This window comes from Pseudomonas sp. NBRC 100443, assembly GCF_030268185.1.
In the GTDB taxonomy this organism is placed as follows: domain Bacteria; phylum Pseudomonadota; class Gammaproteobacteria; order Pseudomonadales; family Pseudomonadaceae; genus Pseudomonas; species Pseudomonas citronellolis.
Map to the genome: position 1 here is coordinate 40,237 of NZ_BSQE01000006.1, position 21,322 is coordinate 61,558.

Here is a 21,322-nt window from a genome sequence, read left to right on the forward strand (position 1 = left end):
TACGACAACAAGGAGAACCGAGATGACTGCTTCCCAAGCCACGCCCGCCGAACGCATCGTGCCGATGAAAATGGCCCACCTGGTGTTCCGCTGCGCCGACCGCAAGGCCATGGTCGACTGGTACCGCAAGCTGTTCCAGGCCGAACTGGTGTTCGAGGACGACATCCTCACCTTCATCACCTACGACGACGAGCACCACCGCCTGGCCTTCTTCAACATGCCGCACCTGCCGCCGAAGTCCGACGAGGTCACCGGCGTGCACCACATCGCCTACAGCTACGCCAGCATCGCCGACCTGCTCAACACCTACCTGCGCCTGAAGGAAGAGGGCATCCGCCCCTACTGGTGCATCAACCACGGGCCGACCACCTCGCTGTACTTCCGCGACCCGGAAGGCAACGACATCGAGCTGCAGGTGGACAACTTCGTCGAGGCCGCCGACGCCGCGGCCTTCTTCCACAGCGAAACCTTCGCCAACGACCCCATCGGCCTGGAGTTCGACCCGGACGCCATGGTCGAGCTGTGGCGCAGCGGCGCCAGCGACGCCGAGCTCTGCCGGCTGGGCACCGCCGCCACCGGCACCCGCACCGTACTGGGATAAGGAAACGACCATGAAACTCTGCACCTTCAAGACCCCCGGCGGCCTGGTGGGCGTCGGCATCGTCAGCGGCGAGGGCATCATCCGCGTCGCCGACCACCTGTCCGCCGCGCCGCGCGACATGGCCGGGCTGATCGGCGAATGGCAGCTCTGGCAGGAGCCGCTGCAGCGCCTGGCGCAGCTGCAGAAGGCGGACTTCGCCCTCGATGAGGTGACTCTCCTGGCCCCGGTGCCGCGCCCGGGCAAGATCCTCGGCATCGGCCTGAACTACGCCGACCACGTCGCCGAGTCGGGCATGGCCACGCCGGCCGACCAGCTGTGGTTCGCCATGATGAACACCGCGGCCAACGGCCCCTACGCGCCCATCGACCTGCCGCGGGTGTCGGAGCAGCTGGACTATGAGGCCGAGATGGTCTTCGTGATCGGCAAGCGCTGCCGCCACGTCAGCCGCGAGCAGGCGCGCGAAGCGATCTTCGGCTACTGCGTGGGCAACGACGTCAGCGTGCGCGACTGGCAACTGCGCACCTCGCAGTTCGTGCTCGGCAAGTCGTTCGACGGCCACGCGCCCTTCGGCCCCTGGCTGGTCACCCCGGACGAGCTGGGCAACCCGCACGAACTGGGCATCCGCTGCTTCGTCAACGACGAGAAGCGCCAGGACTCCAACACCCGCGAGCTGATCTTCGACTGCTACCAGCAGGTGGAGCACCTGTCCAAGGTGATGACCCTGGAGCCGGGCGACGTGATCTTCAGCGGCACCCCCGGCGGCGTCGGCGTGGGCTTCAAGCCGCCGCGCTGGCTGCGCGAGGGCGACCGGGTACGGGTGGAGATCGACGGCCTGGGCGCCATCGAGAACATCGTCCGCGCCGAGCGCGCGGCAGGAGACGGCCATGCACGCTGAAGCCATCCAGCAGGAAATCCTGCGTCTAGAGAGCGAGCGCTGCCGCGCCCTGGTGCAGCGCGACCTGCAAACCCTGGCGGCGCTGATGGACGACGCCCTGGTGCACGTCCACGCCACCGGCAAGGTGGACGACAAGGAGCAGTACCTGGAAATGGTCGCCAAACACATCGACTTCCTCAGCGTCGAGCGCAGCGACATGCGCGTGCGTGTGTTCGGCGACACCGCCATCGCCAGCGGCCGCCTGGAACAGGCCATCGTCCTGCGCGAGAGCGGCGAGGAGCGGCTGATGAAGGCCTACACCACCCAGGTGTGGCTGCGCGGGGAGGACGGCTGGCGCCAGTGCGCCTTCCAGGCCACCAACCTCTGACGGAGACCGATGCAAGTTCGCGGGCCGGCGACGGCCCGCGCCGGCAGGGACGCCGGAACCCACCCCACTGACAGAACAACAACAAGAGTCCACTTCCATGAACAACATCCGGGTGAAAGCGCTGGGTGCGGTGCTGGCCGCCTTCGCGATAATCGATTGCCACGCCGAGCCGGCCGGCGAGCCCGCCGAAGGCACGCTGTTCCGCAGCCTGTTCGGCGACGGCCTGCAACGCGACTACGGCATCACCACCTCCTTCCTGCTCGACATCGGCTACTCCCGCAACAACCGCTCCACCCACGACGAGCGTCGCGACGGCCTCAGCAACCTCCCCATCACCGGTTTTTCCGACGAAGGCTTCGAGCTGGGCAGCCTGCACCTGTTCGTCGACAAGCCGCTGAAGGCCAACTTCATCCCGCGCATCACCCCGCTGCCGGGCCCGGCTCCCGAGCAGGCGGATTTCGGTTTCACCTTCGAAGCCCTGTACGGGCGCAACGCCCAGTTCTCCCGGGCCTTCGGCTGGGACATGCACTGGGACGTCAATTCGCCCGGCGACGACGACACCGAGAAGGCCCGGCGCGACAGGCAGAACTTCGTCTCCATGCCCAACCTGGCCGCTACCGCCTACCTGCCCTATGGGCAGGGCTTCACCGTCATGGCGGGCATCTTCGGCCCGGCCTTCGGCTACGAGATTCCGCCGAACATCCGCCTGGCCCGCAACCCCTTCGCCAGCCGGACCTACGCCTTCGTCAGCAACCTGGTGACGGTCAGCGGCGTGATGGTGGGCACCCGTCTGCTCGACAGCCCGCATGGGCTGCTGGGGGTGGAACTCGGCGTGGCCCAGGGCTGGAGCAACCTGCGCGACAACAACGACGACAAGGCGCTGTTCGGTGCGCTGCGCTGGCGCACGCCCGACATGCAGACCTGGGTCGACTACGAGTTCATGCTGGGCAACCAGCAGAACGACAGCGTCAAGGACGTCCAGGCGCCGACCTCGCGGCTGATCTCCCCGGACGGCCAGCTCCGGCAGCAGCATTCGCTGAACGGCTGGCACCGCTTCGACGAGCGCTGGTCGATGGGCGCGGAGCTGGTCTACGGCCGCCAGGACGGCGACGGCAAGCCATCGACCGTGGACATCATCACCGGGCCGGGCTTCGATGGCGCCCATTGGTGGGGCGTCAACGCGGTGGTCACCTACCAGGTCAGGCCCGACCTGTCGTTCTCGGTGCGCGGCGAGCATTTCAGCGACCCGGACGGCTTCACGCTGTTCCCCACCAGCACCGCCCGCGGGGACTTCAACGCCATCACCAGCGGCTTCCGCTACGAAGTCAGCAAGAACCTCTCGCTGCGCCCGGAGCTGCGCTATGACTGGTTCGACGCCCGCGAACACGATCGCCCGTTCGGCAACGGCCGGGATCGCGACCAGTTGACGGCGATGGTGGAAGCGCTCCTGTACTTCTGACGATCAATGAAAGAAGCCCTGGCAGCTCGCGCTGCCAGGGCTTCGCTGCCGGCCCGGGACCTATGCGCGGGCGGCGCAGCGCCTGGCGAACGCCAGTTGCTGCAACTGGAAGGCCTCGCCCGAGCGGTGGAAATCGATGCAGTGGCCGGCGTCCCTGAACAGCGCCGCATCCATCTCCGGGCAGTTGACGAAGGCATCGGCGAAACGCTGGATGGTCGCCTCGTCCACCGGCCACAGCTGTTCGAACTCGGGCTGCCGATAGTGCACCGGCACCTTGACCTGCGCAGCCAGCCGGCCGACCTGCTTCGGCCAGTGCATGCCGATGTCGATCAGTTCGCTGCGCGGGGCAGGGGCGCTCGCCCCGTAGCTGGCCTGCGGCATGACGCCTTGCTCGTAGGTGCCCGGCGGGCCGAAGAAGAACCCGTCCATCGCCTCCGGCGGCACGCTGACCAGGGCCTGTTCCGCGGGCACCTGGTTCCACTTGTCCTTGGAGGCCGGCACCGGGTCGAGCCCGACGCCGGAGATGGCGATGCCCAGCAGCGGCCAGGACGGCTGGCGCGCGGCGATGGCGATGGTGATGGCCCCGCCGATCGAGTGGCCGACCAGGACGATGCCGCAGGCCTTGTGCGAATAGCTGTGCCACAGGCCATGGATGGCCGAGTCGAGAATCTCCGCGTTGTCCATGATGCTTGGCGCGTTGGCGGCATAGTCCACGCTCAGGCCGTAGCCCGGGCGGTCGATGGCGAAGATCGGCAGCTGTTGCGCCTGCGCCCGGTCCAGCAGCGAATAGCCCGCCACGTCGAAGTAGCGGGAGGAATAGGTGCCGCCGTGGATGGCGATGATCAGCGGATGCCGGTCCGGGCTTTCGGCCTCCGGTATCCGCCCGCGGCCGGACAGCGTGACGCCCAGCCCGCGGAAGACATAGTCCTGCTTGCACATGGTTTTTCGCTCCTCTTCTTGTTGTTGTGGTTTTCCGACCCTTTGGCGCCGGGCGAAGGCTAGGCGGCGAGCCAGGCCTGGGCCGCCTGCCGCATGGAGCGTTCCAGCTCGCTGCCGCGGGTGGCGAAGGTCCGGCCCAGCGGGAAGCCGCTTTTCTCCAGCAGGTAGGCCAGGGGCGCATACTCGCGCGGATAGCGCTCCAGCACCTGCGCCTCGACCGCCACCGGCCCGCGCGGGAAGCTGAAGCCGCCCATGTCGTAGATGCTCTGGCGCTTGAGCAGCTTCCACTGGCCGTCGCGTTTTTCCGCCAGGTCGTAGAAGCGGTTGTGCACGCTGCAGCCCAGGCCCAGGCGCACGTTCTCGGCGACTATCACCGCGTTGGTCTCGACGATGGCGCGCTCGCCGTTCATCTCCACCACCGGGGTGCCGATCAGGTGCTTGGTGCGCAGGTCGGAGGCGCCCATGCGCCGCGAGCCTTCGATGAAGTCGGAGAAGGGGCCTTCGAACCAGGTGACCTCGATCACCCCGTCCGGGTGGAACAGCCCGGCCAGGCGCTCCCATTGGCCGAGGTCGCGGTGGATCCAGCCGGTGATCAGGTCGGTGATCTGCAGACGGTCTTCCAGGTAACTGTGCATGGCGTGTTCTCTTGCTTGTGGGAAATCGCCTCAGCATCTTCCCGCGCGGTAGCGAACTCAAATAGATTGATCTGAACGATCAATCACTAATTATGAAGGATATGCCCATGGACCTGCGTCACCTGCGCTACTTCCTCGCCGTCGCCGAGGAAGGCCATTTCGGCCGCGCCGCCCAGCGCCTGCACATCGTGCAGTCGGCGCTGAGCATGCAGATACGCGCCCTGGAAGAGGAACTCGGCGGCCCGCTGTTCGTGCGCACCAGCCGCCGGGTGGAACTGACCGAGGCCGGGCGGATGCTGCGTGGCGAGGCCGAACGCACCCTGGCCCAGGCTGAACACGCCCAGCGCACGGTGCAGCGGGCGCTGCGCGGGGAGGTGGGCACGGTACGCATCGGCTTCGCCGGCAACGCCGTGTTCAGCGGCCGGCTGATGGCGGACGTGCGGGCCTTCCACGCCGTCTACCCGGAGGCCGAGGTGGTGCTGCGCGAACTGGCGCCGCACCTGCAGGTCGAGGCGATCCAGGCCGGCCAGCTGGACATCGGCTACGCCCCCAGCCACGGCGGGCAGATCGTCGACGACTCGCTGTGCTTCGAGCGCATCGGCACCTGGCCGCTGCTGGTGGCCATGCCCGACAGCCATCCGCTGGTCGATGCCCAGCCGCTGCAGGTGTCGATGCTCGGCGCGGAACCGCTGATCGTCTATGCCGCCCACGGCGCCGACGAGAACATGCTCGGCGGCCTGCGCCGGGCGCTGGGGCGCGAGCCCAAGGTGCACCGCACCAGCAGCACCCTCAGCGTGCTGGCGCTGGTGGCCGCCGGCATGGGCGTGGCGCTGGTGCCCGAGCCGCTGCTGCAGGTGCACATCCCGGGGGTGGCCTACCGCCGGCTCGGCGGCATGGAACCGCAGGCCGACCTGCTGCTGGTCAGCCGCAACGAGGAAACCGGCGGCGCCGTGCGCGCCTTCCTGGGCATCGCCCGCCAGGGGCTGGCCGGCGAGTGAGTCCGGGGCCGGTTAGCCCTTCAACGCCTCATGGGCCAGCACGCTGCGGGTGGTGGTCTCGTAGTGCTGCGCCAGCAGCGCGCAGGCCTTGTCCACGTCGCGCGCCAGGGCGGCGTCGAGCAGTTCGCGGTGTTCGCCGGGGACGTCGCGGCTGGCGCTGTCGTTGTAGTGCACCGCCCACGGCGACTACAACGCCCTCACCACCGGCCTGCGCTGGGACGTGACCGGCAGCCTCTCGCTGCGCCCGGAAGTCCGCTACGACTGGTTCGACCCCCGCGGCCACGACCGCCCTTACGGCAACGGCCGCGACCGCACGCGGCTGGGGACGATGGTCGAAGCGCTGTATTGCTTCTGAAGCCGATGCCCCGGCGGCGCCGGGGCATTCTATGGGCGCGCGGCAGGCTGCAGCCGTTACCGCGCGTGGAGTTCTGCGCTCACGCGGCCTTCTCGTTGAGCTCGAACAGGTCGGTTACGTAGGTGGGCAGTTCGACGTTGGCGATGGCCTTCGCCTCCGCCGGCGTCAGCCCATACATGCGCATGAAGCACTCGACGGTATTGTTCACCGTATTCGGCGCGGCCTCGCCTTCGAGCAGGCTGCGCATCGCGGCGATGAGCCCGGCAATGGTTATCTGCGCGGCGCTCTCGATGCAGTCCACGTTGAAGCGCCCCTGGGCGACCCCCTCGGCGATATCCGCTTTGGCCTGTTCGTTGAACGAGTCGCTCATGACCTTGTGGGTGCTGTGGGAGCGCACGATGAACCAGCCCCAGATTTCGTTCTGGATGGCCTTGGTGAGAAAGAGCTTCTGCACGTAGGCGATCGAAAGGGCCCTGTCCTGCTCCGCCTCGCCGATGGCGCCGATCACCTGTTCGATCTCGTGGTTCTTCTCGAGGAACAGGGCCGTGGCGATGTCTTCCTTGGAGTGGAAGTGGTTGTAGAAGGTGCCGAAGCCGACGTCGGCGCCGTTGGTGATGTCCTCGATGGTCATCTGTTCGAAACCCTTCACAGCGATCAGCCGCTGCACGGAATCAATCAGCTTCTTGCGCGTACGCATCTTCGACTTGAGCCCTCGCGGCATGCTCGCCGGCTTGGCATCTGCGGCCGCGGCCTCGACGGAGGGCGCGGAGGGCGCCTTGGGATCGGCTGGGCGGTTGTCGCTTTTCTTCATGAAAACCCCGGTCTTATCGTTTCTGCGCCGCGTGCGGTTCGGAGCCTGCACAAGGCGCGCATCGGTCACATGATGCCTCGATAGCGGGGATTATGGTATCGCCGCCGAAGGCTCGCCTGGTGGCGGCCTTCAGCGGCTGGGCAGGGTGCGGGCGCTTTTCCTAGGAGGCTTGCGCCAGGCGGTGGTACTGCCTTCTGAAGTACATGAGGCTTTCGTTGTGGGCGCCGAAGCGGATGGCCTCCACCTCGCAGATGAACACGCCGTGGGTACCGACTTCGTTGACCTCGACGATCCGGCAGTCGAAGGACACCAGGCTGTCGTCGAGCGCCGGCGAGGGGGTGTGCAAGGTGCTCCAGGCGACGGCCTCGAAGCGTTCCTCCAGGGCGATCTTCAGGGCGCCGCTGAAGGTCTGCGAGATGTCCTCCTGGCGGCCGTGCAGCACGTTGACGCAGGCAACGCCATTGCTGACAAAGCGCTCGTACTGGAAGCCGCCCTTGTTCATGCAGAACAGCAGGGTCGGCGGTGAGTCGGTCACGCTGCACACGGCGGAGGCGGTGAATCCGCCGAGGCCGGCGTCTCCGCCAGTGGTGATCACGTTCACGGCCGCGCCGAGATGGGTCATGGCTTCGCGAAAGCGGATGGCATCCATCTTTACCTCCATTGGCTCCAGGCGATGGCCATGGAGCGAGTCATTGTTCTTGTTTAAGTGATGAATAAATCAATACTGATTAAGTCATCACTTTTTAAGCTATCAGATCATTTCCGCGTTTGCCAGTACCGCTTGTGCGGTTGCGCGCGACCTCGAGCCGATGGCTCCCGGAGGGGCGCGGCAGGCTGATCCGGCCCTGGCAGGCACTGCGCCGCCGAGCCTTTGAAGGAAGGCGACCGACGGTGGCTCCAGCGGCGGTGGAAGGGTGTTGACAAAAGGCAGATGTGATTGCTTAATCGTAACTGATGATTAAATCAGTCATGATTAAGTAATCACTAGGCCGGCTCTGAACGCAGCGGACCGGTCGGGAGAATAAAAACAATGAGCATGCTTACTCGCCTGCCTGCCCCTTCACCGCTTTCGCTCCGCCCGATTGCGCGCACCCGCCGCGCCGGGCGGAGCCTACGAGAGCCTGCCGTTCGTTGCCCGGGCGCCATGGCCACAGCCAGTCGCCCGGCTGGCCGTTGCCGCGTCCGCCTACGCCTGCGGTCGCTGGCCAGGCCGCTTCCTCCGCCGCTTGGCTGAGCGACAGCAGCGCTTTCCGGACCGGTCCTGCCTGGCCTGAGCGGAAAGAACGCTTCCACACCTGATAGCCGTCATGCGCAAACAACCCGCGCGGGGTGCCCCTGCGCGCGTGCAAAACAACAATCGAGAAAAGAGAGGCTGATATGGGAATTCTCAGAGTGGGTCATGTCGATCTGAAGGTCAGCGACATCGACCAGGCGCTACATCACTACGTGGATATCATCGGCTTGACCGAGACCTCGCGTGACCAGCAGGGGCGTGTCTACCTGAAGGCCTGGGACGAGTGGGACGCCTACTCCCTGGTGCTGTCGCCCGCCGACGGGCCGGGGCTGAACCACATCGCCTACAAGGTCGAGCACGACAGCGACCTGAACGAGCTCGCCGAGAAGATCGGCAACCGTGGCGTGGAGGTGACCTGGAACGCCGAGGGCCATCTGCATGCGTGCGGCCGCTCCATAGGCTTCGACCTGCCCAGCGGCCATCGCATGTACCTGTATGCGGCCAAGGTGTTCATCGGCAAGGCCGTCGGCGCCGTGAACCCGCATCCCTGGCCGGACGGCCTGCGCGGGGCAGGGGTGCACTGGCTCGACCACGTGATGCTCACCTGCCCGGTGGACGAGAGCAAAGGCGTGAATACGGTCGTCGAGACCACCGCCTTCCTCATGCAGGTGCTGGGCTTCAACCTGGCGGAGCAGGTGGTGACGGATGCCGAGGCGAAAAACCAGTTCGCCACCTGGCTGTTCCGCGGCACCAAGGCCCACGACCTGGCGCTGGGCGCCGGCGCGAGGGCGGGGCTGCATCATATCGCCTTCTACCTGGAGGATTGGAATGCGGTGCTGCGGGGCGCCGATATCCTCGGCAAGCACAAGGTGCCGGTGGACGTGACGCCGCAACGCCATGCCATTACCCGCGGGCAGACCACCTACTTCTTCGACCCCAGCGGCAACCGGAACGAGATGTTCGCCGGCATGGGCTACTTCGCCCAGCCCGACATGCCGACCATCACCTGGCATGCCGAGGAAATCTGGCGGGGCATCTTCTTCCATGACGGAACGCCGCGCCCGGACTTCCTCGAAAACTACACCTGAGCGGAACTTTCCAGCACTTCAGACCCGCGACCGCCTGTTGTCGTGGTGGGCGGTCTTCATCCTACGGTTGGGCTTTTCATGAACATTGCTAATTCCCCCGAACAGGGGCGGACGATCGAGGCCGGTGGCATTTCGACCAATTATCACGATATGGGCGAAGGTCATCCGACCTTGTTCATTCACGGCTCCGGGCCGGGAGTGACCGCCTGGGCAAACTGGCGCCTGGTATTGCCGGTGCTGGCCACGCAGATGAGGGTCATCGCGCCGGATATCGTGGGCTTCGGCTATACGGAGCGCCCCGCGGGGATCCGTTACGGCCGGCAGGTCTGGGTCAAGCACCTGCTGGACTTCATCGACGCGCTCGGCCTGCAGAAGGTCAACCTGGTGGGCAACTCCTTCGGCGGTGCCCTGGCCCTGGCCATGGCCGCCGAACATCCGCAGCGGGTGAACAAGCTCGTGCTCATGGGCAGCGTTGGCGTCGACTTCGAACTGACCGCCGGGCTGGACGCGGTGTGGGGCTACCAACCGTCGATAGCGAACATGAAGGCGCTGCTGGAGATATTTGCCTTCAACCATGACCTGGTCAACGACGACCTGGCGCGCATGCGCTTCGAGGCCAGTGTCCGCCCGGGTTTCCAGGAAGCCTTCGCTTCCATGTTCCCGGAGCCCAGGCAGGCCTCCATCGACAAGTTGGCGGTGCCGGTGGAGCAGTTGGCGAACATCAGGCACCGGACATTGATCCTGCACGGCCAGGAAGACCGGGTCATTCCCGTGGAGAACAGCCACAAGTTGTTCGGCCTGTTGGAGAACGCCGAACTTCACGTGTTCAGGAAGTGCGGCCACTGGGTGCAGATCGAACATGCGGAGCGATTCGCTTCGTTGTTGAAGGGCTTTTTGTGCGCCTGACACGGGGCGCCTTCGATTCCTTATCCGACGCCCGAGTGGAAGCCAATCGCTACCCGCGTCATGAAATACGGAGTTATCCATGAAAATCAGCTATTTCCAGCAAGTGCCCTATCGCTCCCTGCCGGAAGACTTCGAGTCCAAGCATGAGTCGGTGGTCACCACGCCCTATCACGACCTCGTCACGCCGGAGGGCGTGCGCAGCGCCTTCAAGGATGCCCTGGACGAGATGATGTTCGCCGCGCGCTGCGGCTTCGACGGCATCGCCATCACCGAGCATGGCCAGAGCAGCTACGACATGATGCCCAACCCCGACCTGTTCCAGGCGGCGGTGGCCTACATGACCGAGCAGGAGGGGCTGGAAACGGCGATCTATCCCCTCGGCCGCTCGCTGGGCAAGACCCGCGAGCCGCTGCGCGTGGCCGAGGAACAGGCCATGCTCGACTGCATGTCCGGCGGCCGCCTGGTCTGCGGCTTCCCGATCGGCCTGGCCTACGATGCGAACTCCAACAACGGCGTGCCGCCGATGGAAACCCGGGAGCGCTTCGACGAGAACCTGGAGCTGATCCTGCGCGCCTGGCGCGAGCGCGAGCCGTTTTCGTTCAACGGCAAGTTCACCAAGCTCAGCAACGTGAACATCTGGCCGCGGCCGCTGCAGGACGCGCCCCATCCGCCGGTGTGGATCACCGCCATCGGCAATCCCAACACCATGAAGTTCATCCTGGAAAACAACTACGGCTTCAACTACTTCGGCTGGTTCGGCCCGAAGGTGACGGGCCGGAGGATCTTCGACCGCTTCCAGCAGATCGCCGAGGAACTGGGGAAACAGGTCAACCCCTATCAGGTCGGCTTCATGCAGATGGTCGCCGTGGCCGAGACGGACGCCGAAGCCGAACGGCTGTATGCCCGCCACGCCGAATACTTCTTCCGCAAGTCCCTGGGCGGCATCGGCATGAACCGCCTGGCGCTGCCGGGCGGCATCGACATCCGCGGGCTGGAGTTCATCTTCCGCGACCCGAAGGACTTCGGCATCTACGAAAAGATGCGCACCATCACCTTCAAGGAACTGGTCGAGTGCGGCGCCATCATCTGCGGCAGCCCCAGCACCGTCCGTGAGCGGATCAAGGAGTTCGCCAGCGATTTCCGCATCGGCAACCTGCACGCCATGTTGCAGTTCGGCTCCATGCCTACCGAGTTGGCCAGATACAACATCGAGTTGTTCGCCAAAGAGGTCAAACCGCACCTTTCCCAGCTCTGGAGCGAGCAGGGCTACCAGCATCACTGGTGGCCGCAGCGCCTCGGCGGAAAGCCGGCGTGAACAACCAAATTCAGTCTTCGGAGGCAATGCAATGAGCTCGATTCAGTACGTTCAAGTCAAGGCATGGGACGGGAAGGTTTCGGTACGTGTACGGGTGGCCGGCCAAGGTCCGGCGCTCGTCTACCTGCACTCGGCCGCCGGCCCGCTGTGGGACGCTTTCCTGGAGCGCCTGGCGGAGCAGTACACCGTCTATGCGCCCGAGTTTCCCGGCACTTCGCCCGACGATCCCTATGCCGTGAAGCATCTGGACGATCTCCAGGATGTGCTGCTGGTTTACGAAGAAGTCATCAGGAAGCTGCAGCTGGATCGCCCGGTCCTGGTGGGGCAGAGCTTCGGCGGCATGCTGGCGGCCGAGCTGGCCAGCGTGTTCCCACAACTGCCCTCGCGCCTGGTCATCCTCGATGCCGTCGGCCTGTGGCGTGACGATGCTCCGGTCGTCAACTGGAACGAGCTTCCCGCGTCCGACATGCCGGCGCTGCTGTTCCACGACCCGTCCATCGAAGTGGCCCGGAAGATGTTCGAGCTTCCGCAGGACCCCGAAGAGAAGGTCAAGGCGATGGCGGCCGGTGTCTGGGCGCTCGGCTGCACCGGCAAGTTCGTCTGGCCCATCGCGGATCGCGGTCTTTCCAAGCGCCTGCACCGCGTCGCCGCGCCGACGCTGATCGTCTGGGGCGAGCACGACCGGCTGGTTTCGGCGGTGTACGCGCAGGAGTTTGCGAAGCGGATAAGCGACAGCCGCGTCTGCATCGTCGCCGACGCGGGGCACATTCCGCAGATGGAGAACCTCGAAGCGACCCTCGGTGCAACCCTGGGTTTCCTGGCGGAGCAAGGGAAATAGCGCAGCGGGAGCAGGGAGCCCAATAGCCCCCTGGCCTGTCCATGTCCCTTTTCAACTTGCTGCAAGATGAGGTCAATCATGACGCCAAGAGGTCAGTCTCTGGAACGCCTGGCCGCGGACCTGCGCCGCGCGGAACAGCAGGGCGAGGCCATCGCGCCCTTGCGTGACGCCATCGGCGCGGAAAATGGCGCGGCCGCCTACGCCATCCAGCGCCTCAACATCGCCCACGCCCTGGCCGCCGGCCGCCGCCTGGTCGGCCGCAAGGTCGGCCTGACCAACCCCAAGGTGCAGGCCCAGCTGGGCGTGGACCAGCCGGACTTCGGCTGCCTGTTCGCCGATATGGCCTACGGCGACAACGAAACCGTGCCCTTCGACCGCGTGCTGCAACCGAAGATCGAGGCGGAAATCGCCCTGGTGCTGGAGCGCGACCTGCCCAGCGCCGACACCACTTTCGCCGACGTGTTGAACGCCACCGGCTGGGTGCTGCCGGCCCTGGAAATCGTCGGCAGCCGCATCGCCAACTGGAACATCCGCTTCGCCGACACCGTGGCCGACAACGCCTCCAGCGGCTGCTTCGTCCTCGGCGGCCCGGCCCGTCGCCTCGACGGCCTGGACCTGCGCGGCGCGGCCATGCGCATGACGCGCAACGGCGAGGAAGCCTCCGCCGGCAGTGGCGCCGAATGCCTGGGCCACCCGCTCAACGCAGCGGTGTGGCTGGCACGCACCCTGGCCCGCCTGGGCGACCCGCTGAAGGCTGGCGACATCGTCCTTACCGGCGCCCTCGGGCCCATGGTCGCGGTGAATGCGGGCGACCGTTTCGACGCCGAGATCGACGGCCTGGGCCGCGTCGGCGTGACCTTCAGCCAGAGCTAAGAGCCGAAAAAAGCGCTGGAGGCTGGAAGGCTGGACGAAAAAGCACCGACCTCCACCGTGGCAGAGACTGCTTGTCGTTCAGCCTCCAGCCTTCAGCGCTCTTAATCGAATGCTTTTCGAGGTATGCCATGAGCAACAAACGCAAAGTCGCCATCATCGGTTCCGGCAATATCGGCACCGATTTGATGATCAAAGTCCTGCGCAATGCGCAGCATCTGGAAATGGCCGCCATGGTCGGCATCGACCCGGCCTCCGACGGTCTGGCCCGCGCATCACGAATGGGCGTGGCCATCACCCACGAAGGCGTGGAGGGCCTGACCCGCCTGCCGATCTTCGACGAGATCGACTTCGTCTTTGATGCCACTTCAGCCGGCGCCCACGTGAAGAACGACGCGTTTCTGCGGGGCCACAAGCCCGGTCTTCGCGTGATCGACCTGACCCCGGCCGCAATCGGTCCGTATTGCGTGCCGGTGGTCAATCTGGAGCAGCATCTGCTGGCGTTGAACGTGAATATGGTGACCTGCGGTGGGCAGGCCACGATTCCGATGGTGGCTGCGGTGTCTCGTGTGGCGAAGGTCCACTACGCGGAAATCATCGCTTCCATCGCTTCGAAATCGGCTGGTCCTGGCACTCGCGCCAATATCGACGAGTTCACCGAGACCACCTCGAAAGCCATCGAGGTGATCGGTGGGGCGGCGAAGGGCAAGGCGATCATCATCATGAATCCGGCGGAGCCGCCGCTGATCATGCGCGATACCGTCTACGTACTCTCCGAAGCCGTAGACCAAGCCAAGGTCGAGGCCAGCATCGAGGAAATGGCCGCCGCCGTGCAGGCCTACGTCCCCGGCTATCGCCTGAAGCAGAAGGTGCAGTTCGACGAAGTCCGTGACCTGAACATTCCTGGCCATGGCCGCTTCTCCGGCCTGAAGACCTCCGTCTTCCTCGAAGTCGAAGGCGCCGCCCACTACCTGCCGGCCTACGCCGGCAACCTCGACATCATGACCTCTGCCGCGCTGGCCACCGCCGAGCGCATGGCGCAGGCAATGGAGGCTTCGGCATGAGCCAGAAACTCTATATCTCCGACGTGACCCTGCGTGACGGTATGCACGCGATCCGTCACCAGTACAGCCTGGAAGACGTGCGGGCCATCGCCGCCGCCCTCGACCTTGCCAAGGTGGACTCCATCGAAGTGGCCCATGGCGATGGTCTGCAAGGCTCGTCCTTCAACTATGGTTTCGGCGCCCACACCGATCTGGAATGGATCGAAGCGGCGGCGGACGTGGTGAAGCACGCGAAGATCGCCACCTTGCTGTTGCCGGGTATCGGCACCATCCACGACCTGAAGAACGCCTACAACGCCGGCGCCCGTGTGGTGCGCGTGGCCACCCATTGCACTGAAGCCGATGTGTCCAAGCAGCACATTGAATACGCCCGTGAGTTGGGTATGGACACGGTCGGCTTCCTGATGATGAGCCACATGCAGACGCCGGAAGGCCTCGCGCAGCAAGCCAAGCTGATGGAGAGCTACGGCGCCACCTGCATCTACGTCGTCGATTCTGGTGGCGCGATGAACATGGACGATATCCGCGCCCGCTTCCGCGCCGTGAAAGCCGTGCTCAAGCCGGAAACCGAAACCGGCATCCACGCCCACCACAACCTCAGCCTCGGCGTGGCCAACTCCATCGCCGCGGTGGAGGAGGGCTGCAACCGCATCGATGCCAGCCTGGCGGGCATGGGTGCGGGAGCGGGCAACGCGCCGCTGGAGGTGTTCATCGCCGCTGCCGACAAGCTCGGTTGGCACCATGGCACCGACCTGTATGCGCTGATGGACGCGGCGGACGACCTGGTACGCCCACTGCAGGACCGCCCGGTACGCGTCGATCGCGAAACCCTGGCTCTGGGCTATGCCGGCGTCTACTCCAGCTTCCTGCGCCACGCCGAAGTGGCCTCGGCCAAGTACGGCATCAAGGCGGTGGACATCCTCGTCGAGCTGGGCAAACGCCGCATGGTCGGCGGTCAGGAAGACATGATCGTCGACGTGGCCCTGGACCTGCTGGCCGCCCGCGCCTGACCTCGACCTCGACTGTAGGAGCAGGCCCTGCCTGCGATTCGCGCGCAGGGCGCGCTCCTACAGGGGAACGACGTGGCGGAGGCGCAGGAGAAACACCTCCGTAGGATGGGTTGAGCGAAGCGATACCCATCGCCATGCCCGATGGGTTTCGCAGGCTCAACCCATCCTACGAAAAGCACGCCATCGAATTGGTTAGGTAGCCAGGGAGACATGATCGCCGACGTCACCCCGGGCCTGCCGGGAACCGGGCAAGCGGGTTGACCCCGCAAGCCCATAGCCAATGCTTGCCGGGATCGCCTCCCGGCAGGTGGATCGAATCATCACAGGAGGCAGCAAACATGAAAACGCATTCCGGTCGCGTGGCGATCATCACCGGCGCATCGAAAGGGATCGGACGGACGCTGGCCGTCAGCTTTGCACAGCGGGGGGCCGACCTCGTCCTGCTGGACCTGGACGATTGCGCGCAGACGCAGTCCGAGGTCGAGGCCGAGGGCGTCAAGGCGATCAGCCTGGTCTGCAACGTCGCCGTGGAGGCGGATTGGCTGAAAGCGCGCGATGCAGTCAGCCAGGCATTCGGGCGTGCCGACATCCTGGTCAACAACGCCGGTATCTATCCGTTCGCCGTTCTGGAGGACCTGACGCCGGAGATCTACCGCCGCGTGCTCTCGGTGAACCTGGAGGGGCCGTTCCTCGGCGCGCGTGCCTTCGTGCCGCTGATGCAGAAGACCGGCTGGGGCCGCATCGTCAACATCTCGTCCGACTCCATCGGCACCAACCTCTGCGGCCTGAGCCACTACATGGCGAGCAAGATGGGGGTGATTGGCTTGACCCGCGGCCTGGCCAACGAGCTCGGCGAGAAGGGCATCACCGTCAACGCTGTCGCCCCCGCGATCACCCGGACGCCAGGTAGCAGCACTGTGCCGGACGAGGTCACCAGCTCGGTCTGGAACCAGCAGGCGATCCGCCGCTTCGCGGAGCCGCAGGACATCGTCGGGCCGATCCTGTTCCTGACCTCGGAGGATGCAGGTTTCGTGACCGGCCAGACCTTGGTTGTGGACGGTGGGATGTGGAAGCTATGAGCGCAAACCGTAAAAGCCGGGCCGTTGTATTGGAACGCCCCGAATCGCTGGTGCTGCATGAACTTCCTGTCCCGTCGCCATCTCCCGGCTCGGTCGTCGCGAAAGTCGAGTATGGCGGGGTATGCGGCAGCGATGTGCACATGACCAAGGGCGAGTTTCCGCTGCCCTATGCCATCGTCCTCGGCCACGAAGGTGTGGGCGTGGTCGAAGAACTGGGGGAGGGAATGACCCATGACTATGCCGGGGTACCCTTGAAGGCGGGCGACCGCATTTACTGGTGCCCCATCGCGCCGTGTCACAAATGCTGGTATTGCACCGTCGAAAAGGATTTTTCGTCCTGTACCAATGCAGCCTGGTTTGGCCCCATCGAGAAGCCGACGTGGGGTAGCTACGCGGACTATGTGACCTTGCCCGCGGGGGCGGCATTCTTCCGTATCCCCAATGAGACACCCAGCGAGGCCGTGATCGCCTTCGGTTGTGCGCTGCCTGCCGTCCTGCAGGGCATCGAGCGAGTTGGCGGAATTAAACCCCTGGACAATGTGGTGGTTCAGGGCTGCGGCCCGATCGGCCTTGCTGCGGTCATGATGGCCAGGCTCTCGGGGGCCGCGACGGTGACGGCGATAGATGGATCACCCCTGCGTCTGGCCCTGGCCGAGAAGTTCGGCGCGACCACGGTACTGGATCTGACCGCTACCTCGGCCGAAGAGCGCCTGGAGAGCATTCGCGCATATACCGGAGGGCGGGGAGCGGACGTCGTCATCGAAGGTGCTGGGCATCGCTCGGCCTTCCGGGAAGGACTTCAGCTCTGCGCGAGAAATGCTTCGTACCTGTTGATAGGACTATGGGCGAGCCAAGGCGAGCAGCCTTTCGATCCATCCCAGATTGTCCAGCGCAATCTAAGGATCATCGGTACCCAGTATGCGCAAGGCCGCCACTACCACGACGCGATGAAGATCGCAGCGCTGCATCACCAGGAGCTTCCGTTCGAGGCGCTGATTACTCATCGCTGTGGGCTCCAGGAGGCCGGGCAGGCGCTTGACCTAGTGACCTCGGGTAAAGCGGGGAAAGTCGTCATGCGGCCCTAGTCGGCCGACCCAACAGTTTTTTCAACTTGGCTGGTTACCGACCTGGTGGGTGTCTTCGCCCGCCACGGCCTCGGCCTGCCTGTCGAAACACAGGATTGGATAATGAATAACAAGAAACAAGTCCAACTCATCGCGGCGGCCGCCGCGTTGCTACCCCTGTATGCGAGTGCCGGCGGGCACTATGTTCCCGGCGTCGAGGGCCTTCAGGCCGCCAGTGCGCCTCCGCCAGGGTTGTACTACCTGGCGTATCTGGTGGACTACGACATGGACAGCTTCCGCGCCCCCGGCGGCGGCAGCGACCTGCCGGGGCACAACCGCGGCAGTGTGACAGCCGTGGCGAACCGGCTGATCTGGATCACCGACAAGAAGGTGCTGGGAGCGGACTTCGCGCTGGAAACGGTGGTGCCCGTCCTGCACACCTCGCTCAAGCTGGACGCCGCTGGCATCTCCGATTCGCGCACGGGGGTCGGCGATATCTACGCGGGCCCCGCGCTGGCCTGGCATGGCCGGCAATGGGATGCGGTGGCGGTCGCCGGCATTTGGTTCGACAACGGCAGCACCAGCGATCCCGCGTCGCCGGGCAAGGGCTTCAAGACCACGATGCTCTCGGGCGGCGCGACCTACTACTTCGACAACGCCAAGACGATCACCGCCTCGGGCCTCATGCGTTTCGAGCGCAACGGCGAAAACGACGCGGGCTTCAGGCCCGGCAACGAGCTCACGCTCGAGTGGGGGGTGGGCAAGAACCTGGGCAGGTTCCAGGCGGGGGTGGTCGGCTACAGCCAATGGCAGGTATCGGACGACAAGGGCAGGGGCGCGAGTACCGATCGATCTTCGCGTCATGCCATCGGTCTCGAGGTCGACTACCCGATCCCGGGCGCAGGCATGATCCTGAAGGGGGCGGCGTACCAGGAGGTCAGCGCGACCGCAGGTAGCGAGGCCTATCCGAAGGGATCGCTGCTGCGGCTCACGATCGTCAAGGCTTTCTGAGGCGCCCGCGCCCCGGCGGCGCCTGTCAGGCGCGGCCGGGGCCCGGGTTCAACCCTTCAACGCCTCATGGGCCAGCACGCTGCGGGTGGTGGTCTCGTAGTGCTGCGCCAGCAGCGCGCAGGCCTTGTCCACGTCGCGCGCCAGGGCGGCGTCGAGCAGTTCGCGGTGTTCGCCGGGGACGTCGCGGCTGGCGCTGTCGTTGTAGTGCACCGAGAGCATGCGGTAGCGCGCGGTCTGGTCGCGCAGCATGTGCGACAGGCGCCGCAGCCAGGGCGAGCGGCAGTTGGCGATCAGCGCCTCGTGGAAGGCCTCGTGGGCGTTCTCCCATTCCGGCTTCATCAGCCGTTCCGGGCCTTCGACGATGGGCAGGCGGTCCAGGCGGTGGTGGGCGGCGATCAGCCGGCTTTCCCACTCCAGGTCGCCATTGCGGATGGACTCGGCCAGGGCCTGGCATTCGATGAGCAGGCGGGTGTGGGTGATGTCGCGGATTTCCTCCGCGGAGATGCGCCCGACGCTGAAACCCTTCTGGTCCTCGGCGCTGACGAAACCACTGGCGGCCAGGCGCGACAGCGCCTCGCGCAGGGGGATGACGCCGGCGTCGTAGTGCTCGGCCAGCTCCTTCAGGCGCAGGCGGCTGCCTGGCGCCAGGCGGCCGTTGATGATGTCTTCGCGGACCCTGGCCTCCAGTTGCGAGGCCATGGTGCGCTTTTCCGAGACTTCGGGCTGCTGTGCCCAGCGTTCGGCTCGGTTCATGGGCTTTACCACGGGTGATGACGGATGAGGCAGATGATACACATGGCGGCCTTTTATCGATAATTCTGAAAAAATATATTTTATCGTTGACGGCATATTTTCCTCGGATTAGCTTAGGGCCCATACCGCACTGCCTGGCGGTCGTCACGAACCACAACAAGAGGTCAGCTCCATGCGCTACGTTCGCTTCACTCACCAAGGCCGCCCGGTACTGGGCGTGCGTACTGCCGAAGGCGTCCGGGTCCTCGGCGAGGAAACCCTGGAGTCGCTGCTGGAGCGCGGCGTGGACCTGGCCACCTACGGCGCCGAGGCGCAGGGGCCGCTGGTGGAGATCGGCGAGCAGGACTACCTGCCGCTGATGAAGAAGCCCGGCAAGATCGTCTGCGTCGGCCTGAACTACGCCGACCACACCAAGGAATCGCCCTACGCCCAGCCGGACTACCCGACGCTGTTCCCGCGCTTCAACAGCAGCCTGATCGCCCACAACCAGCCGCTGGTGCGCCCGCGCATCTCCGACACCCTGGACTACGAGGGCGAGATGGCCGTGGTGCTCAAGAGCGGCGGCCGGCACATTGCCAAGGAGCAGGCGCTGCAGCACGTGGCCGGCTACGCGCTGTTCAACGAGGGTTCGGTGCGCGAGTACCAGTTCAAGTCGCCGCAGTGGACCGTGGGCAAGAACTTCGACGACACCGGCGCCTTCGGCCCCGACCTTGTGACCGCCGACGAACTGCCGGCCGGCGGCAAGGGCCTGCTGCTGCAGACCCGCGTCAACGGCAAGGTGGTGCAATCGGCCAACACCGAGGACATGCTGTTCGACGTGGCCACCATCATTTCCACCCTCAGCGAGGCGGTGACCCTCGAAGCGGGCGACGTGATCGTCAGCGGCACCCCGGCCGGCGTCGGCTTCGGCATGGACCCGAAGGTCTACCTGAAGGCCGGCGACGTAGTGGAAGTGTCCATCGAAGGCATCGGCACCCTGGTCAACCCGGTGGTGGACGAAGCCTGACCCCGGGCATTCCCGGCCAGATCGAAGCCTCCCGCTCCGAGGCTTCGACGACAAGAACAACAAACGGAGGCGATCATGACTGTCACTCCCCGCAGTGTGCATTCGATCGATCATTACGCGCTGTTCGTGCCCTCGCTGGCCGAGGCGCGGACCTTCTTCGCCAGCTTCGGCCTGGAAGTCGGCGAAACCGCGGATGCCCTGGAACTGCGCGCCGCCGACGGCCACCGCTGGGCGCGGATGCTGCAGGGCCCGCGCAAGAGCCTGGCCTACCTGAGCTTCAACTGCTTCGCCGAGGACTACGAGGCCCTGCGCCAGCAGGCCGAGGTCGCCGGCGCGCGCTTCGAGGCCGGCGACGGCGAGGGTTTCTGGTTCCGCGACCCCGACGGCAACCTGCTGCAGGTCAGGGTCGGCGCCAAGCACATGCCCGACAGCAAGCACGCCGCGGCGCCGGTGCGGCCCGCCGTGCGCGGCGTCGGCACCCGCGACGAAGTGGCCCGGGTGCGCCCGCGGCGGCTGTCCCACGTGCTGCTGTTCAGCCCCGACGTGTCCCAGGCCGTCACCTTCTACGAGCGGGCCCTGGGCCTGCGGCTGTCCGACCATTCCCAGGACATCATCGCCTTCACCCACGCCCCGCACGGCTGCGACCACCACCTGGTGGCCTTCTGCAAGAGCGGCGCCAAGGGCTTCCACCACGCCGCCTGGGAAGTTGACGGCGTCGACGAGGTCGGCAACGGCGCCGAGCAGATGGCCAGCGCCGGCTATCGCGAGGGCTGGGGCACCGGGCGGCACTGCCTGGGCTCCAACTACTTCCACTACGTCCGCGACCCCTGGGGCTCGTTCTGCGAGTACTCGGCGGACATGGACTTCATCGACGCCGGCAGCCAGTGGCCGGCCGGCGACTTCCCGCCCGAGAACTCGCTGTACCTCTGGGGCCCCAGCGTCCCCGAGTACTTCGTCCTCAACACCGAGACGGACAGCGCGCCGGCCAAAAGCTAGCGCCCCCAGCGACGCAGGCCGCGCCCTC

The 21,322-nt window shown here is 65.7% G+C and carries 24 protein-coding genes; 18 read left to right on the top strand and 6 right to left on the bottom strand.

From position 1 onward, the window contains the following. The first annotated feature begins 22 nt into the window (after window positions 1-22). The 4 genes from QSJ95_RS09530 to QSJ95_RS09545 all read left to right on the top strand — a co-directional run bounded on the left by QSJ95_RS09530 (window position 23) and on the right by QSJ95_RS09545 (window position 3,322). Window positions 23-601, top strand: a complete 579-nt coding sequence (locus QSJ95_RS09530; protein WP_043272027.1) for a VOC family protein — start codon at window positions 23-25, stop codon at window positions 599-601. Between the two features lie 10 nt (window positions 602-611). Continuing rightward, window positions 612-1,496 carry a fumarylacetoacetate hydrolase family protein gene (locus tag QSJ95_RS09535; protein WP_058070472.1) on the top strand — a complete coding sequence of 295 codons (885 nt, stop codon included), beginning with the start codon at window positions 612-614 and terminating at the stop codon, window positions 1,494-1,496. After that, window positions 1,486-1,863 (top strand): nuclear transport factor 2 family protein, encoded by a 378-nt coding sequence (locus QSJ95_RS09540; RefSeq protein WP_043318371.1) that lies wholly within the window; start codon window positions 1,486-1,488, stop codon window positions 1,861-1,863. The genes QSJ95_RS09535 and QSJ95_RS09540 overlap by 11 nt, the downstream gene beginning before the upstream one ends. 97 nt (window positions 1,864-1,960) lie before the next feature. Continuing rightward, a complete protein-coding gene (locus tag QSJ95_RS09545) occupies window positions 1,961-3,322 on the top strand; it encodes an outer membrane beta-barrel protein (RefSeq protein ID WP_285641930.1) in 1,362 nt (453 codons plus the stop codon). 60 nt (window positions 3,323-3,382) lie between these two features. On the opposite strand, the gene QSJ95_RS09550 is transcribed toward QSJ95_RS09545, so the two are convergent. Both QSJ95_RS09550 and QSJ95_RS09555 read right to left on the bottom strand, forming a co-directional pair. After that, window positions 3,383-4,261, bottom strand: coding sequence for an alpha/beta hydrolase (locus QSJ95_RS09550; RefSeq protein ID WP_267852930.1), 879 nt, complete (start codon window positions 4,259-4,261; stop codon window positions 3,383-3,385). Between the two features lie 59 nt (window positions 4,262-4,320). Continuing rightward, on the bottom strand, window positions 4,321-4,896 hold the full coding sequence (locus QSJ95_RS09555) for a nuclear transport factor 2 family protein (RefSeq protein WP_009623091.1): 576 nt from the start codon (window positions 4,894-4,896) through the stop codon (window positions 4,321-4,323). Between the two features lie 107 nt (window positions 4,897-5,003). Here QSJ95_RS09555 and QSJ95_RS09560 point away from each other — a divergent pair, with 107 nt between their 5' ends. Further along, window positions 5,004-5,894: a LysR substrate-binding domain-containing protein gene (locus tag QSJ95_RS09560; RefSeq protein WP_058070469.1), complete on the top strand. Its 891-nt coding sequence runs from the start codon at window positions 5,004-5,006 to the stop codon at window positions 5,892-5,894. A 12-nt stretch (window positions 5,895-5,906) separates the two neighbouring features. Here QSJ95_RS09560 and QSJ95_RS09565 read toward each other — a convergent pair whose 3' ends face one another. After that, window positions 5,907-6,068 carry an FCD domain-containing protein gene (locus tag QSJ95_RS09565; RefSeq protein WP_009623085.1) on the bottom strand — a complete coding sequence of 54 codons (162 nt, stop codon included), beginning with the start codon at window positions 6,066-6,068 and terminating at the stop codon, window positions 5,907-5,909. 46 nt (window positions 6,069-6,114) lie between these two features. Here QSJ95_RS09565 and QSJ95_RS09570 point away from each other — a divergent pair, with 46 nt between their 5' ends. Beyond that, window positions 6,115-6,249: a hypothetical protein gene (locus QSJ95_RS09570; RefSeq protein WP_024128678.1), complete on the top strand. Its 135-nt coding sequence runs from the start codon at window positions 6,115-6,117 to the stop codon at window positions 6,247-6,249. 79 nt (window positions 6,250-6,328) lie between these two features. Here the strand turns inward: QSJ95_RS09570 and QSJ95_RS09575 are convergent, their stop codons facing one another. Beyond that, window positions 6,329-7,129, bottom strand: coding sequence for a TetR/AcrR family transcriptional regulator (locus tag QSJ95_RS09575; protein ID WP_134163417.1), 801 nt, complete (start codon window positions 7,127-7,129; stop codon window positions 6,329-6,331). A 91-nt stretch (window positions 7,130-7,220) separates the two neighbouring features. After that, entirely contained in the window at window positions 7,221-7,709 is a 489-nt protein-coding gene (locus QSJ95_RS09580; protein WP_009623080.1) for a flavin reductase, read from the bottom strand. Window positions 7,710-8,437: 728 nt separating this feature from the next. Between QSJ95_RS09580 and QSJ95_RS09585 the strand changes: the two genes are divergently transcribed. The 10 genes from QSJ95_RS09585 (at window position 8,438) to QSJ95_RS09630 (ending at window position 18,539) form a co-directional block, all read left to right on the top strand. Further along, window positions 8,438-9,382 carry a catechol 2,3-dioxygenase gene (locus QSJ95_RS09585; RefSeq protein WP_281686497.1) on the top strand — a complete coding sequence of 315 codons (945 nt, stop codon included), beginning with the start codon at window positions 8,438-8,440 and terminating at the stop codon, window positions 9,380-9,382. 78 nt (window positions 9,383-9,460) lie between these two features. Continuing rightward, window positions 9,461-10,288 (top strand): alpha/beta fold hydrolase, encoded by an 828-nt coding sequence (locus QSJ95_RS09590; RefSeq protein WP_009623076.1) that lies wholly within the window; start codon window positions 9,461-9,463, stop codon window positions 10,286-10,288. Window positions 10,289-10,367: 79 nt separating this feature from the next. Continuing rightward, window positions 10,368-11,603, top strand: coding sequence for an LLM class flavin-dependent oxidoreductase (locus tag QSJ95_RS09595; RefSeq protein ID WP_009623074.1), 1,236 nt, complete (start codon window positions 10,368-10,370; stop codon window positions 11,601-11,603). A 31-nt stretch (window positions 11,604-11,634) separates the two neighbouring features. Next, window positions 11,635-12,441: an alpha/beta fold hydrolase gene (locus QSJ95_RS09600; protein WP_009623073.1), complete on the top strand. Its 807-nt coding sequence runs from the start codon at window positions 11,635-11,637 to the stop codon at window positions 12,439-12,441. A gap of 78 nt (window positions 12,442-12,519) precedes the next feature. Continuing rightward, on the top strand, window positions 12,520-13,314 hold the full coding sequence (mhpD, locus tag QSJ95_RS09605) for a 2-keto-4-pentenoate hydratase (protein WP_285641943.1): 795 nt from the start codon (window positions 12,520-12,522) through the stop codon (window positions 13,312-13,314). Between the two features lie 128 nt (window positions 13,315-13,442). Next, window positions 13,443-14,375 (top strand): acetaldehyde dehydrogenase (acetylating), encoded by a 933-nt coding sequence (locus QSJ95_RS09610; protein WP_285641945.1) that lies wholly within the window; start codon window positions 13,443-13,445, stop codon window positions 14,373-14,375. After that, window positions 14,372-15,385 carry a 4-hydroxy-2-oxovalerate aldolase gene (mhpE, locus tag QSJ95_RS09615; RefSeq protein ID WP_009619332.1) on the top strand — a complete coding sequence of 338 codons (1,014 nt, stop codon included), beginning with the start codon at window positions 14,372-14,374 and terminating at the stop codon, window positions 15,383-15,385. The genes QSJ95_RS09610 and mhpE overlap by 4 nt, the downstream gene beginning before the upstream one ends. A 338-nt stretch (window positions 15,386-15,723) precedes the next feature. Beyond that, a complete protein-coding gene (locus QSJ95_RS09620) occupies window positions 15,724-16,464 on the top strand; it encodes an SDR family NAD(P)-dependent oxidoreductase (RefSeq protein ID WP_009623069.1) in 741 nt (246 codons plus the stop codon). Beyond that, window positions 16,461-17,549: a zinc-binding dehydrogenase gene (locus QSJ95_RS09625; RefSeq protein ID WP_285641956.1), complete on the top strand. Its 1,089-nt coding sequence runs from the start codon at window positions 16,461-16,463 to the stop codon at window positions 17,547-17,549. The genes QSJ95_RS09620 and QSJ95_RS09625 overlap by 4 nt, the downstream gene beginning before the upstream one ends. Before the next feature lie 102 nt (window positions 17,550-17,651). Beyond that, a complete protein-coding gene (locus tag QSJ95_RS09630; protein WP_009623060.1) occupies window positions 17,652-18,539 on the top strand; it encodes a SphA family protein in 888 nt (295 codons plus the stop codon). A 48-nt stretch (window positions 18,540-18,587) separates the two neighbouring features. Here the strand turns inward: QSJ95_RS09630 and QSJ95_RS09635 are convergent, their stop codons facing one another. Further along, a complete protein-coding gene (locus tag QSJ95_RS09635) occupies window positions 18,588-19,292 on the bottom strand; it encodes a GntR family transcriptional regulator (RefSeq protein ID WP_043272022.1) in 705 nt (234 codons plus the stop codon). A gap of 172 nt (window positions 19,293-19,464) precedes the next feature. On the opposite strand from QSJ95_RS09635, the gene QSJ95_RS09640 reads away from it, so the two are divergent. Both QSJ95_RS09640 and QSJ95_RS09645 read left to right on the top strand, forming a co-directional pair. Next, window positions 19,465-20,298, top strand: coding sequence for a fumarylacetoacetate hydrolase family protein (locus QSJ95_RS09640; RefSeq protein ID WP_285641959.1), 834 nt, complete (start codon window positions 19,465-19,467; stop codon window positions 20,296-20,298). 75 nt (window positions 20,299-20,373) lie between these two features. After that, complete coding sequence (locus tag QSJ95_RS09645; protein ID WP_285641961.1) at window positions 20,374-21,294, top strand: VOC family protein; 921 nt, start codon at window positions 20,374-20,376, stop codon at window positions 21,292-21,294. The last annotated feature ends 28 nt before the right edge of the window (window positions 21,295-21,322 follow it).

Bases quoted from the DNA above. Each gene is read 5' to 3' on its own strand.
- QSJ95_RS09595 (WP_009623074.1), top strand. From the start codon at position 10,368: ATGAAAATCAGCTATTTCCAGCAAGTGCCCTATCGCTCCCTGCCGGAA.
- mhpE (WP_009619332.1), top strand. From the start codon at position 14,372: ATGAGCCAGAAACTCTATATCTCCGACGTGACCCTGCGTGACGGTATG.
- QSJ95_RS09635 (WP_043272022.1), bottom strand. From the start codon at position 19,292: ATGAACCGAGCCGAACGCTGGGCACAGCAGCCCGAAGTCTCGGAAAAG.
- QSJ95_RS09600 (WP_009623073.1), top strand. From the start codon at position 11,635: ATGAGCTCGATTCAGTACGTTCAAGTCAAGGCATGGGACGGGAAGGTT.
- QSJ95_RS09630 (WP_009623060.1), top strand. From the start codon at position 17,652: ATGAATAACAAGAAACAAGTCCAACTCATCGCGGCGGCCGCCGCGTTG.
- QSJ95_RS09590 (WP_009623076.1), top strand. From the start codon at position 9,461: ATGAACATTGCTAATTCCCCCGAACAGGGGCGGACGATCGAGGCCGGT.
- QSJ95_RS09545 (WP_285641930.1), top strand. From the start codon at position 1,961: ATGAACAACATCCGGGTGAAAGCGCTGGGTGCGGTGCTGGCCGCCTTC.
- QSJ95_RS09640 (WP_285641959.1), top strand. From the start codon at position 19,465: ATGCGCTACGTTCGCTTCACTCACCAAGGCCGCCCGGTACTGGGCGTG.
- QSJ95_RS09580 (WP_009623080.1), bottom strand. From the start codon at position 7,709: ATGGATGCCATCCGCTTTCGCGAAGCCATGACCCATCTCGGCGCGGCC.
- QSJ95_RS09555 (WP_009623091.1), bottom strand. From the start codon at position 4,896: ATGCACAGTTACCTGGAAGACCGTCTGCAGATCACCGACCTGATCACC.
- QSJ95_RS09645 (WP_285641961.1), top strand. From the start codon at position 20,374: ATGACTGTCACTCCCCGCAGTGTGCATTCGATCGATCATTACGCGCTG.
- QSJ95_RS09540 (WP_043318371.1), top strand. From the start codon at position 1,486: ATGCACGCTGAAGCCATCCAGCAGGAAATCCTGCGTCTAGAGAGCGAG.
- QSJ95_RS09585 (WP_281686497.1), top strand. From the start codon at position 8,438: ATGGGAATTCTCAGAGTGGGTCATGTCGATCTGAAGGTCAGCGACATC.
- mhpD (WP_285641943.1), top strand. From the start codon at position 12,520: ATGACGCCAAGAGGTCAGTCTCTGGAACGCCTGGCCGCGGACCTGCGC.
- QSJ95_RS09625 (WP_285641956.1), top strand. From the start codon at position 16,461: ATGAGCGCAAACCGTAAAAGCCGGGCCGTTGTATTGGAACGCCCCGAA.
- QSJ95_RS09610 (WP_285641945.1), top strand. From the start codon at position 13,443: ATGAGCAACAAACGCAAAGTCGCCATCATCGGTTCCGGCAATATCGGC.
- QSJ95_RS09550 (WP_267852930.1), bottom strand. From the start codon at position 4,261: ATGTGCAAGCAGGACTATGTCTTCCGCGGGCTGGGCGTCACGCTGTCC.
- QSJ95_RS09530 (WP_043272027.1), top strand. From the start codon at position 23: ATGACTGCTTCCCAAGCCACGCCCGCCGAACGCATCGTGCCGATGAAA.
- QSJ95_RS09560 (WP_058070469.1), top strand. From the start codon at position 5,004: ATGGACCTGCGTCACCTGCGCTACTTCCTCGCCGTCGCCGAGGAAGGC.
- QSJ95_RS09535 (WP_058070472.1), top strand. From the start codon at position 612: ATGAAACTCTGCACCTTCAAGACCCCCGGCGGCCTGGTGGGCGTCGGC.
- QSJ95_RS09620 (WP_009623069.1), top strand. From the start codon at position 15,724: ATGAAAACGCATTCCGGTCGCGTGGCGATCATCACCGGCGCATCGAAA.